Here is a 19,332-nt window from a genome sequence, read left to right on the forward strand (position 1 = left end):
GGGGTAACGAATGAAGGACGTATTTGAGAGACAAAAGAAAATTCGTAATTTTAGTATCATTGCCCATATAGACCATGGTAAATCTACCTTGGCTGACCGTATTCTAGAGTATACTGGCGCATTGTCTTCCCGCCAAATGCAGGAGCAAGTGCTGGATAAGATGGACCTTGAACGCGAGCGGGGAATTACGATTAAGTTACAGGCCGTTAATTTATTATATCGTGCCGACGATGGTGAAGAATATATTCTAAACTTAATTGACACACCGGGGCACGTAGATTTTACGTATGAAGTATCTCGAAGTCTAGCAGCCTGTGAAGGCGCATTGCTCATCGTAGATGCTGCACAGGGAATTGAGGCTCAGACCCTCGCGAATGTCTATTTAGCACTGGATAACAACTTGGAGATCTTACCTGTTATTAACAAGATTGATCTACCTAACGCAGATCCAGAACGCGTAAGACAGGAAATTGAGGATGTTATTGGGTTGGATGCAAGCGAAGCTGTACTAGCTTCAGCGAAGGCAGGCATTGGTATCAAGGAAATTTTGGAGCAGATCGTAAAGCAGGTTCCATCTCCGGTGGGAGATCCAGAACAACCGTTGAAAGCTTTGATCTTTGACTCGCATTATGACCCATATAAGGGCGTTATCGTCTATATCCGTGTAGTGGATGGGAGTATAAAAGCAGGATCCCAGATTAAGATGATGGCAACTAACAAAACGTTTGAAGTCATCGAGGTTGGTGCCTTCATGCCTAGCATGACCATCGTGGATGAGCTGAAAGTGGGAGATGTCGGCTTTATCATTGCCGGGATTAAGCATGTAGGGGATACACGTGTAGGGGATACAGTAACTAGTCTGAAGAATCCGACAGCAGAAGCGCTACCGGGATATCGGACAATCAATCCGATGGTATATTGCGGTCTGTATCCGATTGAGACATCGGAATATGTCGATTTACGGGAAGCACTAGAGAAGCTTCAGCTAAATGATGCATCTCTCAGTTTTGAACCCGAGTCATCGAGTGCACTTGGCTTTGGATTCCGTTGTGGATTCTTAGGGTTACTTCATATGGAGATCATTCAAGAGCGAATTGAGCGTGAATTCAATATCCCGCTGATCACAACTGCACCGAGTGTTATCTATCGGATCGCAATGACCAATGGGGATTTGATTCAGATTGATAACCCATCTAATTATCCGGAGCTTAGTAAAATTGATCATGTGGAAGAACCTTATGTTAAGGCATCCATCATCGTACCGAATGATTATGTAGGAATGGTTATGGAGCTGTGCCAGAACAAACGTGGAGAGTTCGTTAATATGGAGTACTTAGACGCTAATCGTGTTACGATCATTTATGAAGTTCCACTCTCGGAAATTGTCTATGATTTCTTTGATAAGTTAAAGTCCGGTACGAAGGGGTATGCATCTTTCGACTATGAAATATCCGGATACCGTAGATCGAATCTTGTCAAAATGGATATCATGCTTAACAATGAGCAAGTGGATGCACTTTCATTCATCGTTCACCGGGATCGCTCATTCAATCGTGGACGTGTTATTTGTGAAAAGCTACGTGAAATTATTCCTCGTCAAATGTTCGAGGTACCTATTCAAGCTACAGTCGGAACGAAAGTCGTTGCGCGGGAAACAGTAAGAGCTATGCGCAAAAACGTATTGGCTAAATGTTATGGCGGAGATATTTCACGGAAACGGAAGCTGCTTGAGAAGCAGAAAGAAGGTAAGAAGCGCATGAAGCAGGTCGGAAGCGTTGAAGTTCCGCAGGAAGCATTTATGGCGGTATTGAAAGTCGACGACTGATCAGCTGAAGTATGTTATATGTATATAGAGTGAAACTATTTACAGGGGGGCCGCTGCGGCCCCCCCTTTTCTAAGAAAAAATAAGTAAAATTTTGGGAGGTAATTATTATGGCTGAACTTCAGCATCATAAGCAAAATGTTTATCAGGGAAGCCGTAAACCTCAAGCGATTTATTTGCATATTCCTTTTTGCACCAATAAGTGTTTCTACTGTGACTTTAATTCATATGTATTGAAGGATCAGCCCGTAATGGATTATTTGGTTGCCTTAGATCGAGAAATGGAATTAACAGTTGCACACACTCCCCCGGGACAAATCAAAAGTATCTTTGTTGGTGGAGGAACACCGACAGTTCTGAAACCTGATGAGATGAAATATTTCCTGAACTCGGTACGTACTCATTTCCCAGACTGGTCAGATGATATTGAGTTTTCTATGGAAGCCAATCCTGGGACGACAGATTTGGAGAAATTGACAGTGATGAGAGAAGGCGGTGTGAACCGTGTTAGCTTCGGTGTTCAAGCATTTCAGAATAAGTTACTCTCAGACATTGGACGGATTCATAATACAGATGATGTCTATCACAGTTTAGAGAATGCCCGTAAAGCAGGATTTGATAACATGTCTATTGATCTGATGTTTGGACTTCCGAATCAGACATTAGAGATGCTGGCAGAGAGCGTGACAAAGGCGCTGGAGCTTAATCTAAACCATTATTCAATATATAGCTTAAAAGTAGAAGAAAACACGCTTTTCCATACGATGTATCAGAAGAATCAGTTGCCATTACCGCATGAGGATGATGAGCTTCAGATGTATCTTTTATTGATGGATCGGATGAAGCAAGCGGGCTATGATCAATATGAAATCAGTAATTTTTCCAAGCCAGGATTTGAAAGCAGACATAATATGACGTACTGGCTAAATGAGGATTATTACGGTCTTGGTGCGGGTGCGCATGGATACGTAGGTCGAAAGCGTCACATGAATATAAAAGGGGTCAATCCCTATGTCGAGGCAGTGAAACAAGGCCTCCCACGTCTAGATAGCTTTCTTATATCGAAAGAAGAAGCCATGGAGGATTTCTTAATGGTTGGATTACGAGTGCTCAAGGGCGTAACCAAAGCTCATTTCGAAGAACAGTTTGAAGTACAGATGGATGTCGTGTTTGCCAAGCAACTTGAGAAGATGGTGAATACGGGACTTCTTGACATGACCGATGAAGGTTATCGATTGAGTGATAAGGGAATATTGTTCGGCAATGATGTGTTTGGTGAATTCGTAGGATCGCTTGTGGAAAATTAACATCTTGAACTTTTATGCGTGCTGTTGTATATTTATTCATATTATTGTGCAGCATGTGTAAGGAGGAGAGCAGGATGTCGGCGGTATGCAGGAAAGCGGTTCCTGAAGATATAGAGTATCTATTTGTGATGATACAAGGATATGCTGAAAAGGGAATAATGCTTCCACGTTCACGTAAGGTGTTGGAACAACAACTGGATCAATTTATTGTAGCGGAGATCGATGGTCAAACTGTTGGCTGTGGATCATTATTCCAGCTAGGAAATGATTTAGTGGAGATACGATCATTAGGTATTGGGGAAGAGTATAAGGGTCGGGGAATTGGGTCCAAGTTAGTAATTGCCCTAATAGAAGAAGCTAGAAATCGGAAGATTCCCAAAGTGATGGCCTTAACATATGAAGTATCCTTTTTTATTAAGAATGGATTTGATGTGGTAGAGAAAGAAATTTTCCCTGAAAAGGTGTGGACTGACTGCGTCTTTTGTTGTAAACAGCATTGCTGTGATGAAATAGCTGTTCTAAAGATACTGAACTGACTTGACAACAAATAGGTCAGTTTGGTATTTTTATATTAGCAGTTAGCACTCAATGGTTGTGAGTGCTAACGATATGTTTAACAAAGATTGCTGCGAGGAGGAGAAAGAGTTGTTAACTGAACGTCAAAGAATGATATTGAATGTTATTGTTGATGATTATATTCGTTCTGCCGAACCTGTTGGTTCTCGCAGCATATCTAAGAGAGCTGATGTTGGGTATAGCCCAGCTACAATTCGTAATGAAATGGCTGATCTGGAGGAATTGGGATTTCTTGAACAACCCCATACTTCGGCCGGAAGGATACCATCCAATAAAGGTTATCGCTATTATGTAGATCATATGGCTCCTTGGATTGCGATTAACCCTGTTGAGCGCAATAAGATTAGATCCTTTTATGCAGAGAAATTAAATGCAATGGAACAGGTTATTCAGCACTCAGCTACAATACTTTCTCATATGACAAATTATACATCGATATTGCTAGGTCCAGAAGTATTCCATACGTCACTACGTCATTTCCAGCTGCTTCCACTCAATGAGACGACTGCGGTCGCTATCATCGTGACAAGTACAGGACAAGTAGAGAATAAGACGGTAGCCATCCCTCCAGGCGTCTCTGTTTCAGAAATGGAGAAAGTGGTGAATTTGCTTAATAGTAAGCTTGTTAACGTTCCGCTATTTAAGTTGAAATCTCGTTTATACTCTGAACTTGCAGAGGAACTTGCGAGATACACATCGCACTATGAAGAACTACTTATCGTTCTGGATTCTATATTGGATCGTGAGAGTGAACACCAAGTATACCTGAGTGGTACGACGAATATGCTTACGCAGCCCGAATTTAAAGATGTCGATAAAGTGAAAGCTGTTCTAGATCTACTTGAAGAAACACCGACCTTAATGAAGATGATGGATCCTAGTGCTAGTGGGAGTGGGATTCAGGTAAGGATCGGTACAGAGAATGATCATAAGGCATTCGCTGATTGTAGCTTGATTACAGCTACGTATTCATTAGAAGGAGAGTCTTTAGGAACTATTGGAATATTAGGGCCAACAAGGATGGAGTATGCCAGAGTCATGAGCATCATGGGGGTTATTTCTAAAGATTTGACAACACTATTGTCACACTGGTACAAATAGGGAGTGGAACAGATGAGTCAAGGACAGCAATCACTTCGCGAGGGAGAGGAACGCTACTCAACCTTGCTTAACAATAGTAATGCGGTCCGCGCGATTACTTCTGCGGTTGAGGGTACACTCGGTCCGAAGGGACTCGATGTTATGCTTGTCGGTTCCAGAGGAGAAGTAATCATTACCAATGATGGAGTTACTATTTTGGACAGAATAGATGTAAGTCATCCTGCAGCCAGTTTACTGATTCAAGTGGCAAGATCACAGCAAAGAAAAGTCGGAGACGGAACGACCTCGGCGATTGTGCTAGCAGGTGCGCTGGTACAAGAAGGTGTTGTGCAGATCATGAAGGGAGTTCCGGCTTCCAAAGTAGTCTCTGGTATGCAACAAGGCATTGAGTTTGCGATACAATCATTACAGCGTCGAACGAGAATGATTCAGGGGCTATATGATCCTTTATTGGAGAAGACTGTTTACGTAGCGGGTCGAGAACGTAGGGATATTGTGAGGCTAGTGATGGATGCTGCTTCCAAAGTAGGTGTGGAAAGAATGAAGGAACCCACATTTAACTTAGCGAACTGTGTAATTGCGATTGAGAAAGCTGATAACGAAGTATATGAAGGCTTGTTGTTACGCCAGAAACCGTTGCATTCTCGAGGGAATAAGGTACTGGAGGATGTCCGGATATTAGTACTTCAAGATGCACTCGAGCCAGAGGCTCTAGATGAAGAAGTATTAACTACGGAGGCTGGATTTGCGCGCTATATGGATCTGCGTGAACAGTTCAGTAGAGAATTACTAAGCTTACGTGAACTCGGGGTAGGCGTGATTCTATTGGAACGGGGCATCCATCCTGATGCCGAACAGTTCTGCATTGATCATGGTATACTAGTCATTCAGCGATTAAGCCGAGTTGATATTAACCGTGTATGTGAGATGACGAGGGCTGTTCCAGTAAGACGTACAGCGCTACATAAAAATTCTGAACAGCTACAGCTTGTATTAGGATACTCTCCTCAGGTAACTTATGATGAGGAGCTTGAACGTGTCCGTATGCAATCTCAAGCCAATAACCAAGAACCATTCGTTACTGTGGTCGTGGGAGCTAGCACGGCCGAAGTGGTGGGGGAATCAGCACGGATCGCAGGAGATGCGGCGTCAGCATTACAGGCTGCCGTATCAGGAGGCGTGCTGCCTGGTGGAGGTACAACTGAATTGGCCATTTCCTATGAGTTAGAGCGTCAGCGAGAAACAATCACAGGGATGGAAGCTTTCGGAGTTGCAGCTGTCGCAGCAGCATTAAGGAAGCCAATGTCACAAATATTGCTAAATGCTGGCTATAATCCTCTTGAGAAATTAGAGGAAGCACGCGCAGCTCAGCTTACAGAAGATTGCGACAGTATGGGGATTGATTGCGACACAGGTCATGTTATTAATTACGAGCTTGAGGGAATTGTTGATCCTGCGCTTGTCAAGTCCCATGGACTGAAAGCTGCTGGAGAAGTCGCAATGGCAATACTTCGTATTCATAATGTGATTAAGATGAGGGAAGAGGATGGACGGTTAAATGATTAGGAATACCGAACACCTCAGTGAACTCACACAACATAATCAAGTGATTGTATTCAAACTAGGTTAAGGAGGTGGAGACACCATGAAAGAGGAACAACAGGAAATAAATAATGTTTCAGAAGAAATAGAGACAGACATCGTAGAAGAAGTAAATCAGGAACAATCAAAGTCTTCGCTTGAACAAGAACCCGGTGTACGAACTGAGCTAGAGCGTCTGCAAGCTCTTGCTGATGAGAATCAACAACGTGTTCTGCGTGCCCAAGCTGATTTCGATAATTTTCGTAAACGTACACAGAAAGAGAAGGAAGATTCCGCTAAATATGCTTCTATCAAGCTAATCACGGAACTTTTGCCGATCATGGATAACTTTGAACGAGCGTTTGCTGTCGATGTTTCAAATGAGCAGGTGGAGTCTTTTTCAAAAGGGATGGACATGATTTTCCGTCAATTGGAAAGTACCTTACAGGCTGAAGGATTAACTGTTATGGAGACAGTAGGTCAGCCGTTTAATCCGGAGTATCATCAGGCTATTATGAAAGTGGAAAGCGACCTTTATCCAGAGGGAACTGTTGTTGAGGAAGTTCAAAAGGGTTATATCTTGAAAGATAAGCTACTTCGTCCAGCGATGGTTAAAGTTAGTGAATAATTAAGTTTTATATATAAAAAGGAGGAATTTTAAAATGAGTAAAGTAATCGGGATTGACCTAGGTACAACGAACTCTTGTGTAGCAGTTATGGAAGGCGGCGAGGCCGTTGTTATTCCTAACCCAGAAGGTGCACGTACAACACCATCCATTGTAGGTTTTAAGAAAGACGGCGAACGTATTGTTGGTGAAACAGCGAAACGTCAATCCATTACTAACCCTGACCGTACGGTAATGTCCATTAAACGTCATATTGGTACAGATCATAAAGAGAAAATTGATGATAAAGACTATACAGCACAAGAAATTTCTGCTATTATTCTTCAAAAGTTAAAATCAGATGCAGAAGCATATCTAGGGCAATCGGTAACACAAGCTGTTATTACGGTTCCAGCTTACTTCAATGATAGCCAACGTCAAGCTACGAAAGATGCTGGTAAAATTGCTGGTCTAGAAGTTCTACGTATCGTTAACGAGCCAACAGCAGCGGCACTTGCATATGGTATGGAAAAGTCTGAAGACCACACAATTCTTGTATATGACCTTGGTGGTGGTACGTTTGACGTATCCATTCTTGAACTTGGCGATGGATTCTTTGAAGTGAAAGCAACAAGTGGAGATAACCGTCTTGGTGGGGATGACTTTGACCAATTGGTTATTGACCACCTCGTAAGTGAATTCAAAAAAGATCAAGGAATTGATCTAAGTAAAGATAAATCAGCTGTTCAACGTTTGAAAGATGCTGCAGAAAAAGCGAAAAAGGAATTATCTGGCGTATTGACTACAACGATTTCCTTGCCGTTTATTACTGTAGTTGATGGCGTTCCACAGCATTTAGAAATGAACCTTACTCGTGCTAAATTCGATGAATTAACAAATTCATTGGTTGAGCGTACACTAGGACCTACTCGTCAAGCGCTTAGTGACGCAGGCATGACTCCGAATGATATAGATAAAATTGTTCTTGTTGGTGGATCTACACGTATTCCTGCTGTACAAGATGCCATTAAGAAATTGACTGGTAAAGATCCGCATAAAGGTGTTAACCCTGATGAAGTTGTTGCTCTTGGAGCAGCTGTTCAAGCCGGAGTTCTAACAGGTGAAGTGAAAGACGTTGTTCTACTTGACGTAACTCCATTGTCCCTAGGTATTGAAACTGCGGGTGGTGTATTTACGAAGATGATCGAACGCAACACTACGATCCCTACAAGTAAATCACAAGTATTCTCAACTTATGCAGATAACCAACCAAGTGTTGAAATCCATGTGTTGCAAGGTGAACGCCAAATGGCAGCAGGTAATAAGACCCTTGGACGCTTCATGCTAGGTGAGATTCCTCCAGCACAACGTGGTATACCACAAATCGAAGTTACATTTGATATTGATGCGAACGGAATTGTTAACGTATCTGCAACAGATAAAGGCACGAATAAGAGCCAAAAAATTACGATTACATCTTCAAGTGGCTTGAGTGATGAAGAAGTAGAACGCATGATGAAGGATGCTGAAGAGCATGCGGAAGAGGATCGTCAACGTAAAGAATTGATTGAAGCGAAGAATAATGCTGACCAACTTGTTTATTCGACTGATAAAGTCATTAAGGATCTAGGCGAGAAGATCGATGCATCTGAAATCGAAAAAGCTGAAGCAGCCAAAGAAAAAGTGAAAACTGCTTTGGAGACAGATAACCTTGAAGAAATTAACAAGGCTGCAGAAGAGTTGACAGAAATTGTTCAACAATTGTCTATGAAGCTGTATGAGCAAGCTGCCGAAGCAGAACAAGGTGCTGAAGGCGCAGCAGCTGACGGTGAAGCGAAGAAAGATAATGTAGTGGATGCAGAATATGAGGTTGTTGACGAAGATAAGAAACAAGAGTAACCTATAGAAGGTTTCCTTCATAAGTAGTACTTGGAGGAGAAAGGGAAGGTCAAAGCCGGGGCATCCCGTGCTTTGGCTTTCTCTTTGCGAGAATGGGATTGTAATTATTGATATGATAAAAGAGATGTTGTGGGGGTGGCAGAGTGGCTGGAAAGCGCGATTACTACGAAGTACTCGGTGTCAGTAAAGACGCATCGGATGAAGAAATTAAGAAGGCGTATCGTAAACAGGCACGAACATATCACCCGGATGTAAACAAGGCAGATGATGCTGAGGCCAAGTTCAAGGAAGTCAAGGAAGCTTATGATGTTCTGAGTGATGGACAGAAGAAAGCGGGATATGATCAATATGGACATGTCGATCCTAATCAGGGAATGGGCGGTGGCTTCTCTGGTGGTGGTGATTTTGGAGGCATGGGTGATATATTTGATATGTTCTTCGGCGGCGGCGGCGGAAGACGGGATCCGAATGCGCCACAACGGGGAAATGATCTGCAGTATACAATGACGATCGAATTTAAAGAAGCTGTATTTGGAAAAGAGAGTGATATTACTATTCCACGTACAGAAACTTGCGATACATGTTTTGGTTCTGGAGCTAAACCCGGTACGAAACCCAATACCTGTCATACATGTCATGGTAGTGGACAGGAAGAAGTTATTCAGAATACACCATTTGGCCGTATGGCCAACCGTCGTACATGTTCGACCTGTAGTGGTAGTGGTAAGATTATTAAGGAACGTTGTGGAAGTTGCCATGGGCAAGGAAAAGTTAAAAAACAACGTAAGATTCATGTTAAAATCCCTGCAGGTGTAGATGACGGAGCACAATTACGCATGACAGGTGAAGGTGAAGGCGGATTGCGTGGAGGTCCTTCAGGAGATCTATATATTGTCATTCGCGTGAAAAATCATGATTTCTTCGAACGTGAAGGGGACGATATTTACTGTGAGATCCCATTAACCTTTGCTCAAGTAGCATTGGGAGATGAGGTTGAAGTTCCGACATTGACGGAGAAGATAAAGCTCAAGATTCCGGCAGGAACTCAGACAGGTACGTTCTTCCGTCTTAGAGGTAAGGGTGTACCTCGTCTTCGCGGTGTTGGTCAAGGTGATCAGCATGTTAAAGTGGTCGTTATTACACCAAGTAATCTAAATGATGAGCAAAAAGAACTACTTCGGCAAATTGCTTCATTAGATGGTGAAAAGACACATGAGCATGAACAATCCTTTTTTGATCGTGTGAAGAAAGCGTTCCGTGGAGATTGATTGTAAGTTGAAAGCTCGGCCCTCTGTGGTCGAGCTTTTTTTGATATAGTAGAAAGTATATGTTTTGGGGTAAGCGAAGCTTACCCCTTATTTATAGATTTAAGCTAAATGATCATACATACTTGCATCTGCTTCCGTTAAAAAAATGAAACTGTAATCTGCTTACTACGGTAATCGGAATAAGAGAACACGCTTGCGAGTAAGTGCCTAAACAACACTTAATTTAGAAGAATAGGCTGGCTAGCGAGAAATAAGTGCACGGATGACAGTTAAAATCGGGGAAATAGCTGTGGAGCGAAAAGTTCACGTTCTGCCTTTAAAGTTGTATTCCATCCTCGTGGGGATCATTCAGGGAACACGACTTTAACAGCAGATGCAGCCCTCAGATATTCCCTTCCCACCTAGTACATGAACTCTTCCACCAAGGACGCCGAAAGTTGTCTTTGTTGCTCTACATAGAAAGTACATAGTAATAAAATGAGATGAAATATAACATTTGGAAACCTTGTTCGTTATACATGTAATGGGAGGTGAAACATGGAACCCGGGCAACTGCACCAAATACTTCAACCTAAGTTAACCGAGATAAGAAAATACTTAATTCGTATGGGAGCTAATCCAGCAGACGCGGAAGATATCGTACAGGATACCGTCTATAAGGCTTTTTTATACTTGGAATCAATCGAAGCCAATAAGTTAAGTGCATGGCTATATAAGGTTGCTATCAACCGCTACTATGATCTTTGTCGCCGGAATAAATGGATTCAAGTTCCTATCGAATCTATCAAATACCAGACTTGGATTTACCGGAAGACAATCTGTTACAGAAAGAGGAACGGGCAGAGGTTGAATTGGTACTAAGCGAACTCCTGCCTCATCACAAGGAAATTTTGATTATGAAGTATGAATTAGAGCTCTCCTATCGGGAAATATCCGATATGCTCGGAGTGAAGGTTGAGAATGTTAAATCAAGGTTATATCAGGCGCGTCAACAATTTCAAAGAAAGTATCGAGGTGATGTAGAATGACCGCTCCATGGGAAAATGAGAATAAAAATGATATTAAGCTAACCAATATTATCAAAAAAGCAAAAAGAAGAACGCTTATCCGAAATATGGCTATTTCTTTAGTTGTCTCGGTAGTTGTTCTGTTCTGCGGGATAATAGTCAATGGTCATCTTGCGAGTTGGAGTTCAGAGCATGTAGTGATGGATGAGTATACGCTTAAAGAGATCAGCGGGCCGAATCAATATGTATCAGGGGTTACAGATGAAACAGGGTTTCTATCAGGTAGAATCGAATTTAATATGTTTAAAGTTATTGAAGGTGTACCGATTCCATGGCTGACGAAGAAGACGGTCTATAATGTATTACCACTACTTTCCTTCTCTAGTCCTAGCGGTAGTGACAACGGATTAAGACTATCTATTCCCGACTCTGATATGCTTAAAGAAAATTTTGAATATTCCCGTGATTATAACGGACAGAATGGACAGCGGCAAATGGCGTTCTACATTCCCGATGTGAATTATAATGATAAGGTGTTGAACGATCTTTCTATAGTGAAGAAGATGAATGAAGATAAGCTAGTGGAGATGGCCATTTCGTTTGATAAAAGCTATTCGCTCGCCGAGGTACGGGCTATGATCCCGGCAGAGCTGACACAGATGTGGTATTGGGTAGATACGTATGATAATACAAAGTATCTTGAACCTTACAAGGATGGAAACGGCAATATAAGCTACGCAAATCCAATGAGTGACGGTTGGGTATATGGATTCGGTATTCATCTAGATGGTCCAGAAATCACAGGAAAGGATTTCATATCCTCTCTTGAGCGAGGTCTTGATGGGACATATCATTATGAGTTCAATCGAATTTATAACTATTTGAAGGGGGAGAAATCACAGCCGGACGAGACTGATATTCGACTTTATGGTGTTGTCCTTACTGGAACCGCAAAGGAAATACAGATTCTTCGTGGGCAACCGTATGTCCGCGGAGCTGTCTTAGGGGCTCTTGTGGATAAGTATTAATCGATCCCCGACATAACTTGTAACTACATTTCATGATGTCATATAAAGAAGGCTACGCTGTCCGAATAAGGATGGCGTAGCCTTTTACTATAAATGTCATATTTTTTTGTACACCGATCCCTTTGTATAGTACAATGATAATTACGCATAGGTATGAGGGGGATAAGAACAACATGTTGTGGCACGAATTTACGATACAAACGACAGAGGAATCCATTGAAATGATTTCTAATTTCCTGCATGAGGCAGGAGCTGGTGGTGTATCCATTGAAGAATCCGGAACGCTCAATAAAGTAAGAGATACGAAGTATGGTGAGCTGTATGATCAACCTTTGAATGACATACCCGAAGGTCAGGCTGTGATTAAAGGGTATTTCTCCATGGATATGGATATGGACAATGTTGTTCCTATAGTGAAGCAGCGGGTGGATGAGTTGAGCCAGTATGATATAGACACTGGTGAAGTTCGCTATGAACTGAAAGTGATTGATGAAGATGAATGGGCCAATGCTTGGAAGCAATACTTTAAGCCGATACGTGTCTCTAAGAGTCTAACCATTAAGCCAACATGGGAAGAGTATACTCCTGAATCTGAAGGAGAGAAGCTTATTCATTTGGATCCTGGGATGGCATTTGGTACGGGGACTCATCCGACCACATCTCTTTGTTTACGTACATTAGAGGACGTCATTCAGGGCGGAGAAGAGATTATTGATGTTGGAACAGGATCGGGCATATTAGCGATTGGTGCAATTCTTCTAGGGGCAAAGCATGTCTTAGCTGTTGATCTAGATCCAGTAGCAGTACATAGTGCGATGGAGAATACGGCATTCAATGGGATGGAAGGTAGCATAACGGTTAAAGAAAGCGATCTTCTATCTGTATTCAAACATCAGCAGGAGGGCGTGAATCTTGGTGTTACCGTGCCTGTGGATATGGTTGTTGCGAATATATTAGCAGAGGTTATTCTGTTGCTTATTGATGATGTGTACCAAGTGTTGCAACCAGGAGGTGTTTTTATAACATCTGGAATATATAAAAATAAAGAACTCGTTGTTCAAGATGCGCTTAAAGCATCCAACTTCGAAATCATCGATGTGAATCGTGAGGAAGAATGGATTGCCTTCGTGGCTAGAAAGAGGTAAGTATGGATTTTCTAAATGAAATATTGATTTATCCGATCGATAAAATGCCGTTTTTCTTAATTGCTATCGTGTTAGCTTTTACGGTGCATGAGTTCTCACACGCGTACTTTGCTAACAAATTCGGCGATCCTACGGCTAAACTATTGGGACGTGTAACGTTAAATCCAACCGTACATTTCGACTTGTTTGGAATTATATTGTTACTAATTGCAGGCTTTGGTTGGGCGAGACCCGTGCCAGTCAATCGTGATAATTTCGAGCGACCACGTCTAATGGGTGCAATTGTTTCTTTAGCAGGACCATTGAGTAATTTCGTGCTCGCTGTATTGGGGGCGCTTGTTTATGCAGGACTAATTCAATTTGACGTGTTAGGTTCAATTACGAATTTGAAACTAGCTGAGGCGATTGCGACCACGTTTTATTTTATTATTATTATGAACTTCTTTCTGTGTTTATTTAATCTTATCCCATTACCTCCATTGGATGGTTACCGTATACTAGAAGATGTTGTTCCTCGTGAAGCTAGTGCAAAGCTGAAGCGATTTGAACAGTGGTCCCTATTAATTTTTCTATTGATACTGTTCATTCCGGGGCTACGGGCTTATACGATAACCCCACTCTATGGAGCTGCTCAGTCGATGTATTTCAACTTTATTAATATGTTCATGGTTATGTTTGGAGGTTAATTACGTAAGGATAGGATGTTGATAAGCGATGCAACGATATTTCATATCTGTGGAACAATTCATGGACAACATGGTGGAGATTACAGGTGAAGATGCCCGTCATATTACGAGAGTAATGAGGGGGAAAGCAGGAGATAAGATCATTGTAAGTGATGGTCTATCGCGTGAAGCGGTGGTTGAGCTGGAGTCATTAGAGCAAGGTCTAGTTACTGCTAATATCGTTGAGCATCTCGACATGTTGCAAGAAGCACGTGTGAAGGTCACATTGGCGCAGAGCCTTCCCAAAGGGGATAAGATGGAGACGGTTATACAGAAGTGTACAGAGATTGGAGCTGTGTCATTTGTACCCTTTCTATCTGAACGTACGATCGTTCAATATGATGCTAAAAAGGAAGAGAAGCGTCTAGAACGGTGGCGCAAGATTTGTAAAGAAGCGGCGGAGCAAAGTCATCGTAATATTGTTCCAGCGATAGAACCACCTCTAACATGGTCGCAGTTGATGAAGTCATTTAAGCTATATGATGCGGTATATTTTTGCTATGAGAAGGAGCAGGGATCACAACTGCGTGATGCGTTGCTACCATTTATACAAAGTGTTGAAGCAAGTAGTATACCTAAAGTGTTACTTGTTGTTGGACCAGAAGGTGGATTCAGTGAAGGGGAGTGCCGTAAAGCGGAGGAAGCGGGAGCAGTCAGTGTTGGACTAGGTCGTCGCATTTTACGCTGTGAGACTGCGGGGATGGTTGCCCTATCTTGCATATTATACGATTTTGGTGAAATGGGAGGAGTTTGAAAATGCCATCCATAGCATTTTATACATTAGGATGTAAAGTCAATTTTTATGATACGGAAGCCATTTGGCAACTATTTAAGGACGAGGGATACGAGCAGATCGATTACGAACAGACAGCCGATGTGTATTTAATTAATACATGCACCGTTACGAACACAGGGGATAAGAAGAGTCGGCAAATTATTCGTCGTGCAGTTCGTCGTAATCCGAACGCAATCATTGCTGTTACGGGCTGTTACGCTCAGACATCACCAGCAGAGATCATGGATATTCCAGGCGTAGATCTCGTCATTGGGACGCAGGATCGTGATAAGATAATTCCTTTTGTGAAAGAAATTCAGGAATCGCGTGAACCCGTTAACGCTGTTCATAATATTATGAAGAATCGGGTATTTGAGGAAATGGATGTTCCTGATTTTACGGATCGCTCACGCGCTTTTCTCAAAATTCAAGATGGTTGTAACAATTTCTGTACATTCTGCATTATACCGTGGTCACGGGGGTTATCACGCAGTAGGGATCCGCAGAATATTATTAAACAGGCTCATCAGTTAGTGGAAGCTGGTTATAAGGAAATGGTCTTAACGGGGATTCATACCGGTGGTTATGGCGATGATCTTGATCAGTATGATTTATCCGATCTATTGATGGATTTAGATAAGGTAGATGGACTAGAACGGATTCGAATCAGTTCGATTGAAGCAAGTCAAATTGATCATAAGATGCTGGATGTTTTGAATCGTTCTACGAAGATGTGTCGTCATCTTCATATTCCACTTCAAGCTGGTGACGATGAAGTATTGAAACGGATGAGACGTAAATATACAACAGAACAATTTTATAATAAAATGGGATTAATTCGTCAAGCTATGCCGGATGTAGGCATTACTACAGATATTATTGTCGGTTTCCCTGGCGAGACGGATGAGATGTCCCGTAATGGCTATGATCTGATGAAGGCGATCCAGTTCTCAGAAATGCATGTGTTCCCATACTCTAAACGGACAGGCACGCCTGCGGCACGTATGGAGGACCAGGTGGATGAAGAGATCAAGAATGCACGGGTTCACGATCTGATCGACTTATCTGAACAGATGCAGCTTACCTATGCGAATAAATTTGTAGGGCAAGTTCTTGAGGTCATCCCAGAGGGAGCTCGTAAAGGTTCAGAAGGTTCAGGTAAATTACAGGGATTCAGCGATAACTATTTGCAGATGACTTTTGACGGACCAGAGGATCTTCAGCGTAAAATATGTCGTGTGGAAATGGTTGAGGCTGGTGTCAACGAGTGCAAGGGGAAGTTGATCAGTGTAGGTTAATAAATGAACTGAGATATGGATAAGGATTTCATTTTTCTGTTTCAGAAGATGAAATCCTTATATTTTTCTTGAAATATAAGGAAGTATAAGTTTCACTTGATACTCTATTCCTTATATTTCCGCTGAAACGGGTGCTGTCCTTACAAAGGACGGCGAAGCCGTTTCTACTTGATAATATGATATAAAGGGGTCATCAGCGTGGCATACAAACAATTTTCAGCAGGTGGCGTCGTATTTAAGAAAGAGGATGGGGAACTTCATATTCAGCTCATACTAGACCGTTATGGTAAAGTGTCGTTAGCTAAAGGGAAGATGGAGCAGGGTGAGACGATCGAGGAGACAGCTCTGCGTGAAATTGAAGAGGAGACGGGTATACTGGGAAGTATTGTCTCGCCTGTAGATATTATTGCGTATACGTACCAGAACCCTGTTCATGGAGAAGTGGATAAAGAAGTACATTATTATCTGGTGGAAGCGACAGGCGGTCATCTGAAGCCTCAAATTGAGGAGATAAATGAAGTATCCTGGTATACACCTGAAGAGGCTTGGCGTCGCCAGCAGCAAAGCGGATATCGTAATAACGATATCATTCTCAAGAAAGCTCTATCATTGTTAGGAATAAGTGTATAGGATGTTCAAAAGGTCATCTTTTGAACTCGATTTTATATAAGTGCGAGTCTTAGGATGAGGAACGATCGATCCTTTTCCAGATCGGAAGATAACATATTGGAAGTGCTATGAGCGAACAGAGGATATTGAATATCGTCTGTGAATGGGCAATTTGGCTACCGAAGTCGCTGGATAACCAAGCAGATACGTTATGTAATTGTTGAATAAAGGGCATGAATAATGCTGCACCACCTACATTCAGTACGACATGAGTCCAAGCGACAAATTTACCTGATGGAGAACTACCGGTAGCGGCGATGACAGCGGTGACGCATGTGCCTACATTGGATCCTAAGACGATGGCAATACCTACTTCTACGGGAAGGGCACCAGAACTTGCAAGTCCCATAGCCAGGCCAATGACAGCCGCACTACTATGGATTAGGGCAGTCAGGCATGCTCCGGCAACGACTCCCCAGAGTACATTCTGAGAGGCGCGTTCAATGAACCATCCGAAGACACCGTATGAATCTAATGCAGGTCCGATTGACTGCATGACACGGATTCCGAACATGATTAATGCGAACCCGGCTACGATGAGGGATATATATTGGGCAGGTTCGAAGAAATGCTTGTATTGGCGTAATTTCCATGGCGTATAATCATTTGCGATCACAGCAGCAGCCCATACTGTGATGGATATGAGGAGCAAAGGGGGAGCCAGTTGTCCTAATTGCAAACCCATTAATTCGGTTGTGAGGCAAGTGCCAATGTTGCTACCGAGAATGATACCAAGCGTTCTAGCATAGGTGAGAAGACCGGCATTTACGAGGCCTATGGTGATGACCGTAACGGCTGTACTACTTTGTAGAATGCCAGTAATGAAAGTACTGAATAGCATGCCTTTGAGGGGTGACGAGGTTGCCTTGCTTAGAAGAGAGATTAACATGGGTCCAGCCCAGCGAGAAAGAGCGGACTCCATCACTTTCATACCAAGCAGAAAAATGGCCAAACCGTATAGTACAGGGAAGATAATAGCATGGAACATGGATATGATTCTCCTTTTAGAGGATGTTCAAAAAGTCCTTGAAATAAATATATGTCTGTGATTGGACAACCATGACAAACATGATAGAACCTGCGGTGACAAGCACCGATACAGGTACATAATAGGGAGTGAAGATGAATGGCATCAGTTATTTTACAACGGAGTCAGAAGAAGAGATTAGAACATGGACATCCATGGGTGTTCAAAAGTGAAATTGCAACAGTCGAAGGTGAGCCAGAAGCAGGTCAGTTAGTTAACGTACTAAACCACCAGAAAAGGTATATTGGGACAGGGTATTATAATCCTGCATCGCAGATTACGGTAAGAATCGTATCGTATCGTTCTATGGAATTCATGGATCAGGCCTTTTTTACGGAGCGATTCCGAAACTGCCTTCAACATCGTGAACGATTTACCCCAGGAGAGACTGCTTATCGATTGGTCTATGGCGAGGCGGATTTTCTGCCTGGATTAATTGTAGATCGATTCGGTGATGTGCTAGTGGTCCAATTGTTGACGCTGGGTATGGACAAGTGCCGCAATGACATTGTGGCATCTTTGATTGAAGTCATGCATCCCGAAGGAATATATGAGCGTAGTGACGTATCTGTCCGTGAATTGGAAGGTTTGGAACAAGTGAAGGGACCATTATATGGAGAATGTCCACGTCATGTGAATGTGCGTGAGAATGGCTTGGCCATTGTCGTGGATATCGTAGAAGGTCAGAAGACTGGATATTTCTTCGATCAGCGTGAGAACCGTGCTTCTATTGAACCTTTGATGACAGGGTGGGGTGGAAGAAGTGGTATTACTTTGCAGGATGTTGAGCAAGATGGCATGATTAAGAATTTGCCTGTGAACAAGAGTGGGGGCATCGTTACATTTCCTTACTGGGATGGGGCGACGGTACTCGAATGTTTCTCTCATACAGGTAGTTTCACATTGCACGCTTGTAAATATGGAGCAAAGAAGGTCACTTGCCTAGATATTTCTCAGCATGCGATTGAAAGTGCTCAAGCTAATGTAGAATTAAACGGGTTCACAGATCGGGTAGAGTTTGTTGTTGATGATGCCTTTCAATATCTTCGTACACAGGTTAAAGGTGTAGAAGAGAGAGTGAGGCGTTCTAATACAGGGACAGGAAAGAATAAGATTGATACCTCCAAGCCGATGGCTACGAGTGAAGGTCGAACATGGGATGTGGTTATCCTTGATCCTCCAGCATTCGCGAAGAATAAGAGTGCAGTACAAGGCGCTTGTCGCGGGTACAAAGACATCAACCTCCATGGAATGAAACTTGTGAATGAAGGCGGATATCTCGTTACAGCAAGTTGCTCTTACCATATGCGTCCAGATTTATTTCTAGAGACCATACAAGAGGCGGCAGCGGATGCAGGTAAAATTCTCCGTCTAATCGAGTGGCGTGCTGCTGGTAAAGATCATCCGCAAATTCTAGGAGTGGATGAGGGTCATTATCTGAAATTCGCTATTTTTGAAGTGCGGAGTAAATAAAATGAATTATAATTTAGTTGGATTA

18 protein-coding genes are annotated in these 19,332 nt (G+C 42.5%); 17 read left to right on the forward strand and 1 reads right to left on the reverse strand.

Annotated features, from left to right (window positions below; translation table 11 throughout):
- The first annotated feature begins 10 nt into the window (after positions 1-10).
- From lepA to AC1TO8_RS05715, 16 genes are all read left to right on the forward strand, one after another.
- Positions 11-1,825 carry a translation elongation factor 4 gene (gene lepA / locus AC1TO8_RS05640; protein WP_482054635.1) on the forward strand — a complete coding sequence of 605 codons (1,815 nt, stop codon included), beginning with the start codon at positions 11-13 and terminating at the stop codon, positions 1,823-1,825.
- Between the two features lie 108 nt (positions 1,826-1,933).
- Positions 1,934-3,130, forward strand: coding sequence for a radical SAM family heme chaperone HemW (gene hemW, locus AC1TO8_RS05645; protein WP_482054636.1), 1,197 nt, complete (start codon positions 1,934-1,936; stop codon positions 3,128-3,130).
- Between the two features lie 74 nt (positions 3,131-3,204).
- On the forward strand, positions 3,205-3,666 hold the full coding sequence (locus AC1TO8_RS05650) for an N-acetyltransferase (RefSeq protein WP_482054637.1): 462 nt from the start codon (positions 3,205-3,207) through the stop codon (positions 3,664-3,666).
- A 109-nt stretch (positions 3,667-3,775) separates the two neighbouring features.
- Positions 3,776-4,807: a heat-inducible transcriptional repressor HrcA gene (hrcA, locus tag AC1TO8_RS05655; RefSeq protein ID WP_482054638.1), complete on the forward strand. Its 1,032-nt coding sequence runs from the start codon at positions 3,776-3,778 to the stop codon at positions 4,805-4,807.
- 12 nt (positions 4,808-4,819) lie between these two features.
- The gene (locus tag AC1TO8_RS05660; protein ID WP_482054639.1) at positions 4,820-6,373 is read left to right on the forward strand and encodes a TCP-1/cpn60 chaperonin family protein; all 1,554 of its coding nucleotides are present in this window, start codon (positions 4,820-4,822) and stop codon (positions 6,371-6,373) included.
- Positions 6,374-6,452: 79 nt separating this feature from the next.
- Positions 6,453-7,016: a nucleotide exchange factor GrpE gene (gene grpE / locus AC1TO8_RS05665; protein WP_482054640.1), complete on the forward strand. Its 564-nt coding sequence runs from the start codon at positions 6,453-6,455 to the stop codon at positions 7,014-7,016.
- 34 nt (positions 7,017-7,050) lie between these two features.
- Entirely contained in the window at positions 7,051-8,892 is a 1,842-nt protein-coding gene (gene dnaK / locus AC1TO8_RS05670; RefSeq protein WP_482054641.1) for a molecular chaperone DnaK, read from the forward strand.
- Positions 8,893-9,035: 143 nt separating this feature from the next.
- On the forward strand, positions 9,036-10,160 hold the full coding sequence (gene dnaJ, locus AC1TO8_RS05675; protein ID WP_482054642.1) for a molecular chaperone DnaJ: 1,125 nt from the start codon (positions 9,036-9,038) through the stop codon (positions 10,158-10,160).
- Between the two features lie 606 nt (positions 10,161-10,766).
- Positions 10,767-11,021: a sigma factor gene (locus AC1TO8_RS05680; protein ID WP_482055223.1), complete on the forward strand. Its 255-nt coding sequence runs from the start codon at positions 10,767-10,769 to the stop codon at positions 11,019-11,021.
- A complete protein-coding gene (locus tag AC1TO8_RS05685) occupies positions 10,919-11,188 on the forward strand; it encodes an RNA polymerase sigma factor (protein WP_482054643.1) in 270 nt (89 codons plus the stop codon). The genes AC1TO8_RS05680 and AC1TO8_RS05685 overlap by 103 nt, the downstream gene beginning before the upstream one ends.
- Positions 11,185-12,195 carry an anti sigma factor C-terminal domain-containing protein gene (locus AC1TO8_RS05690; protein WP_482054644.1) on the forward strand — a complete coding sequence of 337 codons (1,011 nt, stop codon included), beginning with the start codon at positions 11,185-11,187 and terminating at the stop codon, positions 12,193-12,195. Before AC1TO8_RS05685 ends, AC1TO8_RS05690 begins: the two co-directional genes overlap by 4 nt.
- A 173-nt stretch (positions 12,196-12,368) precedes the next feature.
- Entirely contained in the window at positions 12,369-13,340 is a 972-nt protein-coding gene (gene prmA, locus AC1TO8_RS05695) for a 50S ribosomal protein L11 methyltransferase (protein WP_482054645.1), read from the forward strand.
- A 2-nt stretch (positions 13,341-13,342) separates the two neighbouring features.
- Positions 13,343-14,026 (forward strand): site-2 protease family protein, encoded by a 684-nt coding sequence (locus AC1TO8_RS05700; RefSeq protein WP_482054646.1) that lies wholly within the window; start codon positions 13,343-13,345, stop codon positions 14,024-14,026.
- Between the two features lie 28 nt (positions 14,027-14,054).
- Positions 14,055-14,819, forward strand: coding sequence for a 16S rRNA (uracil(1498)-N(3))-methyltransferase (locus tag AC1TO8_RS05705; RefSeq protein ID WP_482054647.1), 765 nt, complete (start codon positions 14,055-14,057; stop codon positions 14,817-14,819).
- A gap of 2 nt (positions 14,820-14,821) precedes the next feature.
- Entirely contained in the window at positions 14,822-16,138 is a 1,317-nt protein-coding gene (mtaB, locus tag AC1TO8_RS05710; RefSeq protein WP_482054648.1) for a tRNA (N(6)-L-threonylcarbamoyladenosine(37)-C(2))-methylthiotransferase MtaB, read from the forward strand.
- A 198-nt stretch (positions 16,139-16,336) separates the two neighbouring features.
- Positions 16,337-16,768: an NUDIX hydrolase gene (locus tag AC1TO8_RS05715; RefSeq protein WP_482054649.1), complete on the forward strand. Its 432-nt coding sequence runs from the start codon at positions 16,337-16,339 to the stop codon at positions 16,766-16,768.
- Between the two features lie 49 nt (positions 16,769-16,817).
- Here AC1TO8_RS05715 and AC1TO8_RS05720 read toward each other — a convergent pair whose 3' ends face one another.
- Positions 16,818-17,795, reverse strand: coding sequence for a Na/Pi cotransporter family protein (locus AC1TO8_RS05720; protein WP_482054650.1), 978 nt, complete (start codon positions 17,793-17,795; stop codon positions 16,818-16,820).
- A 138-nt stretch (positions 17,796-17,933) separates the two neighbouring features.
- On the opposite strand from AC1TO8_RS05720, the gene AC1TO8_RS05725 reads away from it, so the two are divergent.
- Positions 17,934-19,307 (forward strand): class I SAM-dependent rRNA methyltransferase, encoded by a 1,374-nt coding sequence (locus AC1TO8_RS05725; protein ID WP_482054651.1) that lies wholly within the window; start codon positions 17,934-17,936, stop codon positions 19,305-19,307.
- The last annotated feature ends 25 nt before the right edge of the window (positions 19,308-19,332 follow it).

It is taken from the genome of Paenibacillus sp. Y859, from assembly GCF_056786405.1.

Coding starts and splice junctions, on each gene's coding strand:
- mtaB (WP_482054648.1), top strand. CDS start 14,822: ATGCCATCCATAGCATTTTATACATTAGGATGTAAAGTCAATTTTTAT.
- AC1TO8_RS05685 (WP_482054643.1), top strand. CDS start 10,919: ATGGATTCAAGTTCCTATCGAATCTATCAAATACCAGACTTGGATTTA.
- AC1TO8_RS05720 (WP_482054650.1), bottom strand. CDS start 17,795: ATGTTCCATGCTATTATCTTCCCTGTACTATACGGTTTGGCCATTTTT.
- AC1TO8_RS05700 (WP_482054646.1), top strand. CDS start 13,343: ATGGATTTTCTAAATGAAATATTGATTTATCCGATCGATAAAATGCCG.
- AC1TO8_RS05650 (WP_482054637.1), top strand. CDS start 3,205: ATGTCGGCGGTATGCAGGAAAGCGGTTCCTGAAGATATAGAGTATCTA.
- prmA (WP_482054645.1), top strand. CDS start 12,369: ATGTTGTGGCACGAATTTACGATACAAACGACAGAGGAATCCATTGAA.
- AC1TO8_RS05725 (WP_482054651.1), top strand. CDS start 17,934: ATGGCATCAGTTATTTTACAACGGAGTCAGAAGAAGAGATTAGAACAT.
- dnaK (WP_482054641.1), top strand. CDS start 7,051: ATGAGTAAAGTAATCGGGATTGACCTAGGTACAACGAACTCTTGTGTA.
- AC1TO8_RS05660 (WP_482054639.1), top strand. CDS start 4,820: ATGAGTCAAGGACAGCAATCACTTCGCGAGGGAGAGGAACGCTACTCA.
- hemW (WP_482054636.1), top strand. CDS start 1,934: ATGGCTGAACTTCAGCATCATAAGCAAAATGTTTATCAGGGAAGCCGT.
- AC1TO8_RS05680 (WP_482055223.1), top strand. CDS start 10,767: ATGGGAGCTAATCCAGCAGACGCGGAAGATATCGTACAGGATACCGTC.
- lepA (WP_482054635.1), top strand. CDS start 11: ATGAAGGACGTATTTGAGAGACAAAAGAAAATTCGTAATTTTAGTATC.
- grpE (WP_482054640.1), top strand. CDS start 6,453: ATGAAAGAGGAACAACAGGAAATAAATAATGTTTCAGAAGAAATAGAG.
- AC1TO8_RS05690 (WP_482054644.1), top strand. CDS start 11,185: ATGACCGCTCCATGGGAAAATGAGAATAAAAATGATATTAAGCTAACC.
- AC1TO8_RS05705 (WP_482054647.1), top strand. CDS start 14,055: ATGCAACGATATTTCATATCTGTGGAACAATTCATGGACAACATGGTG.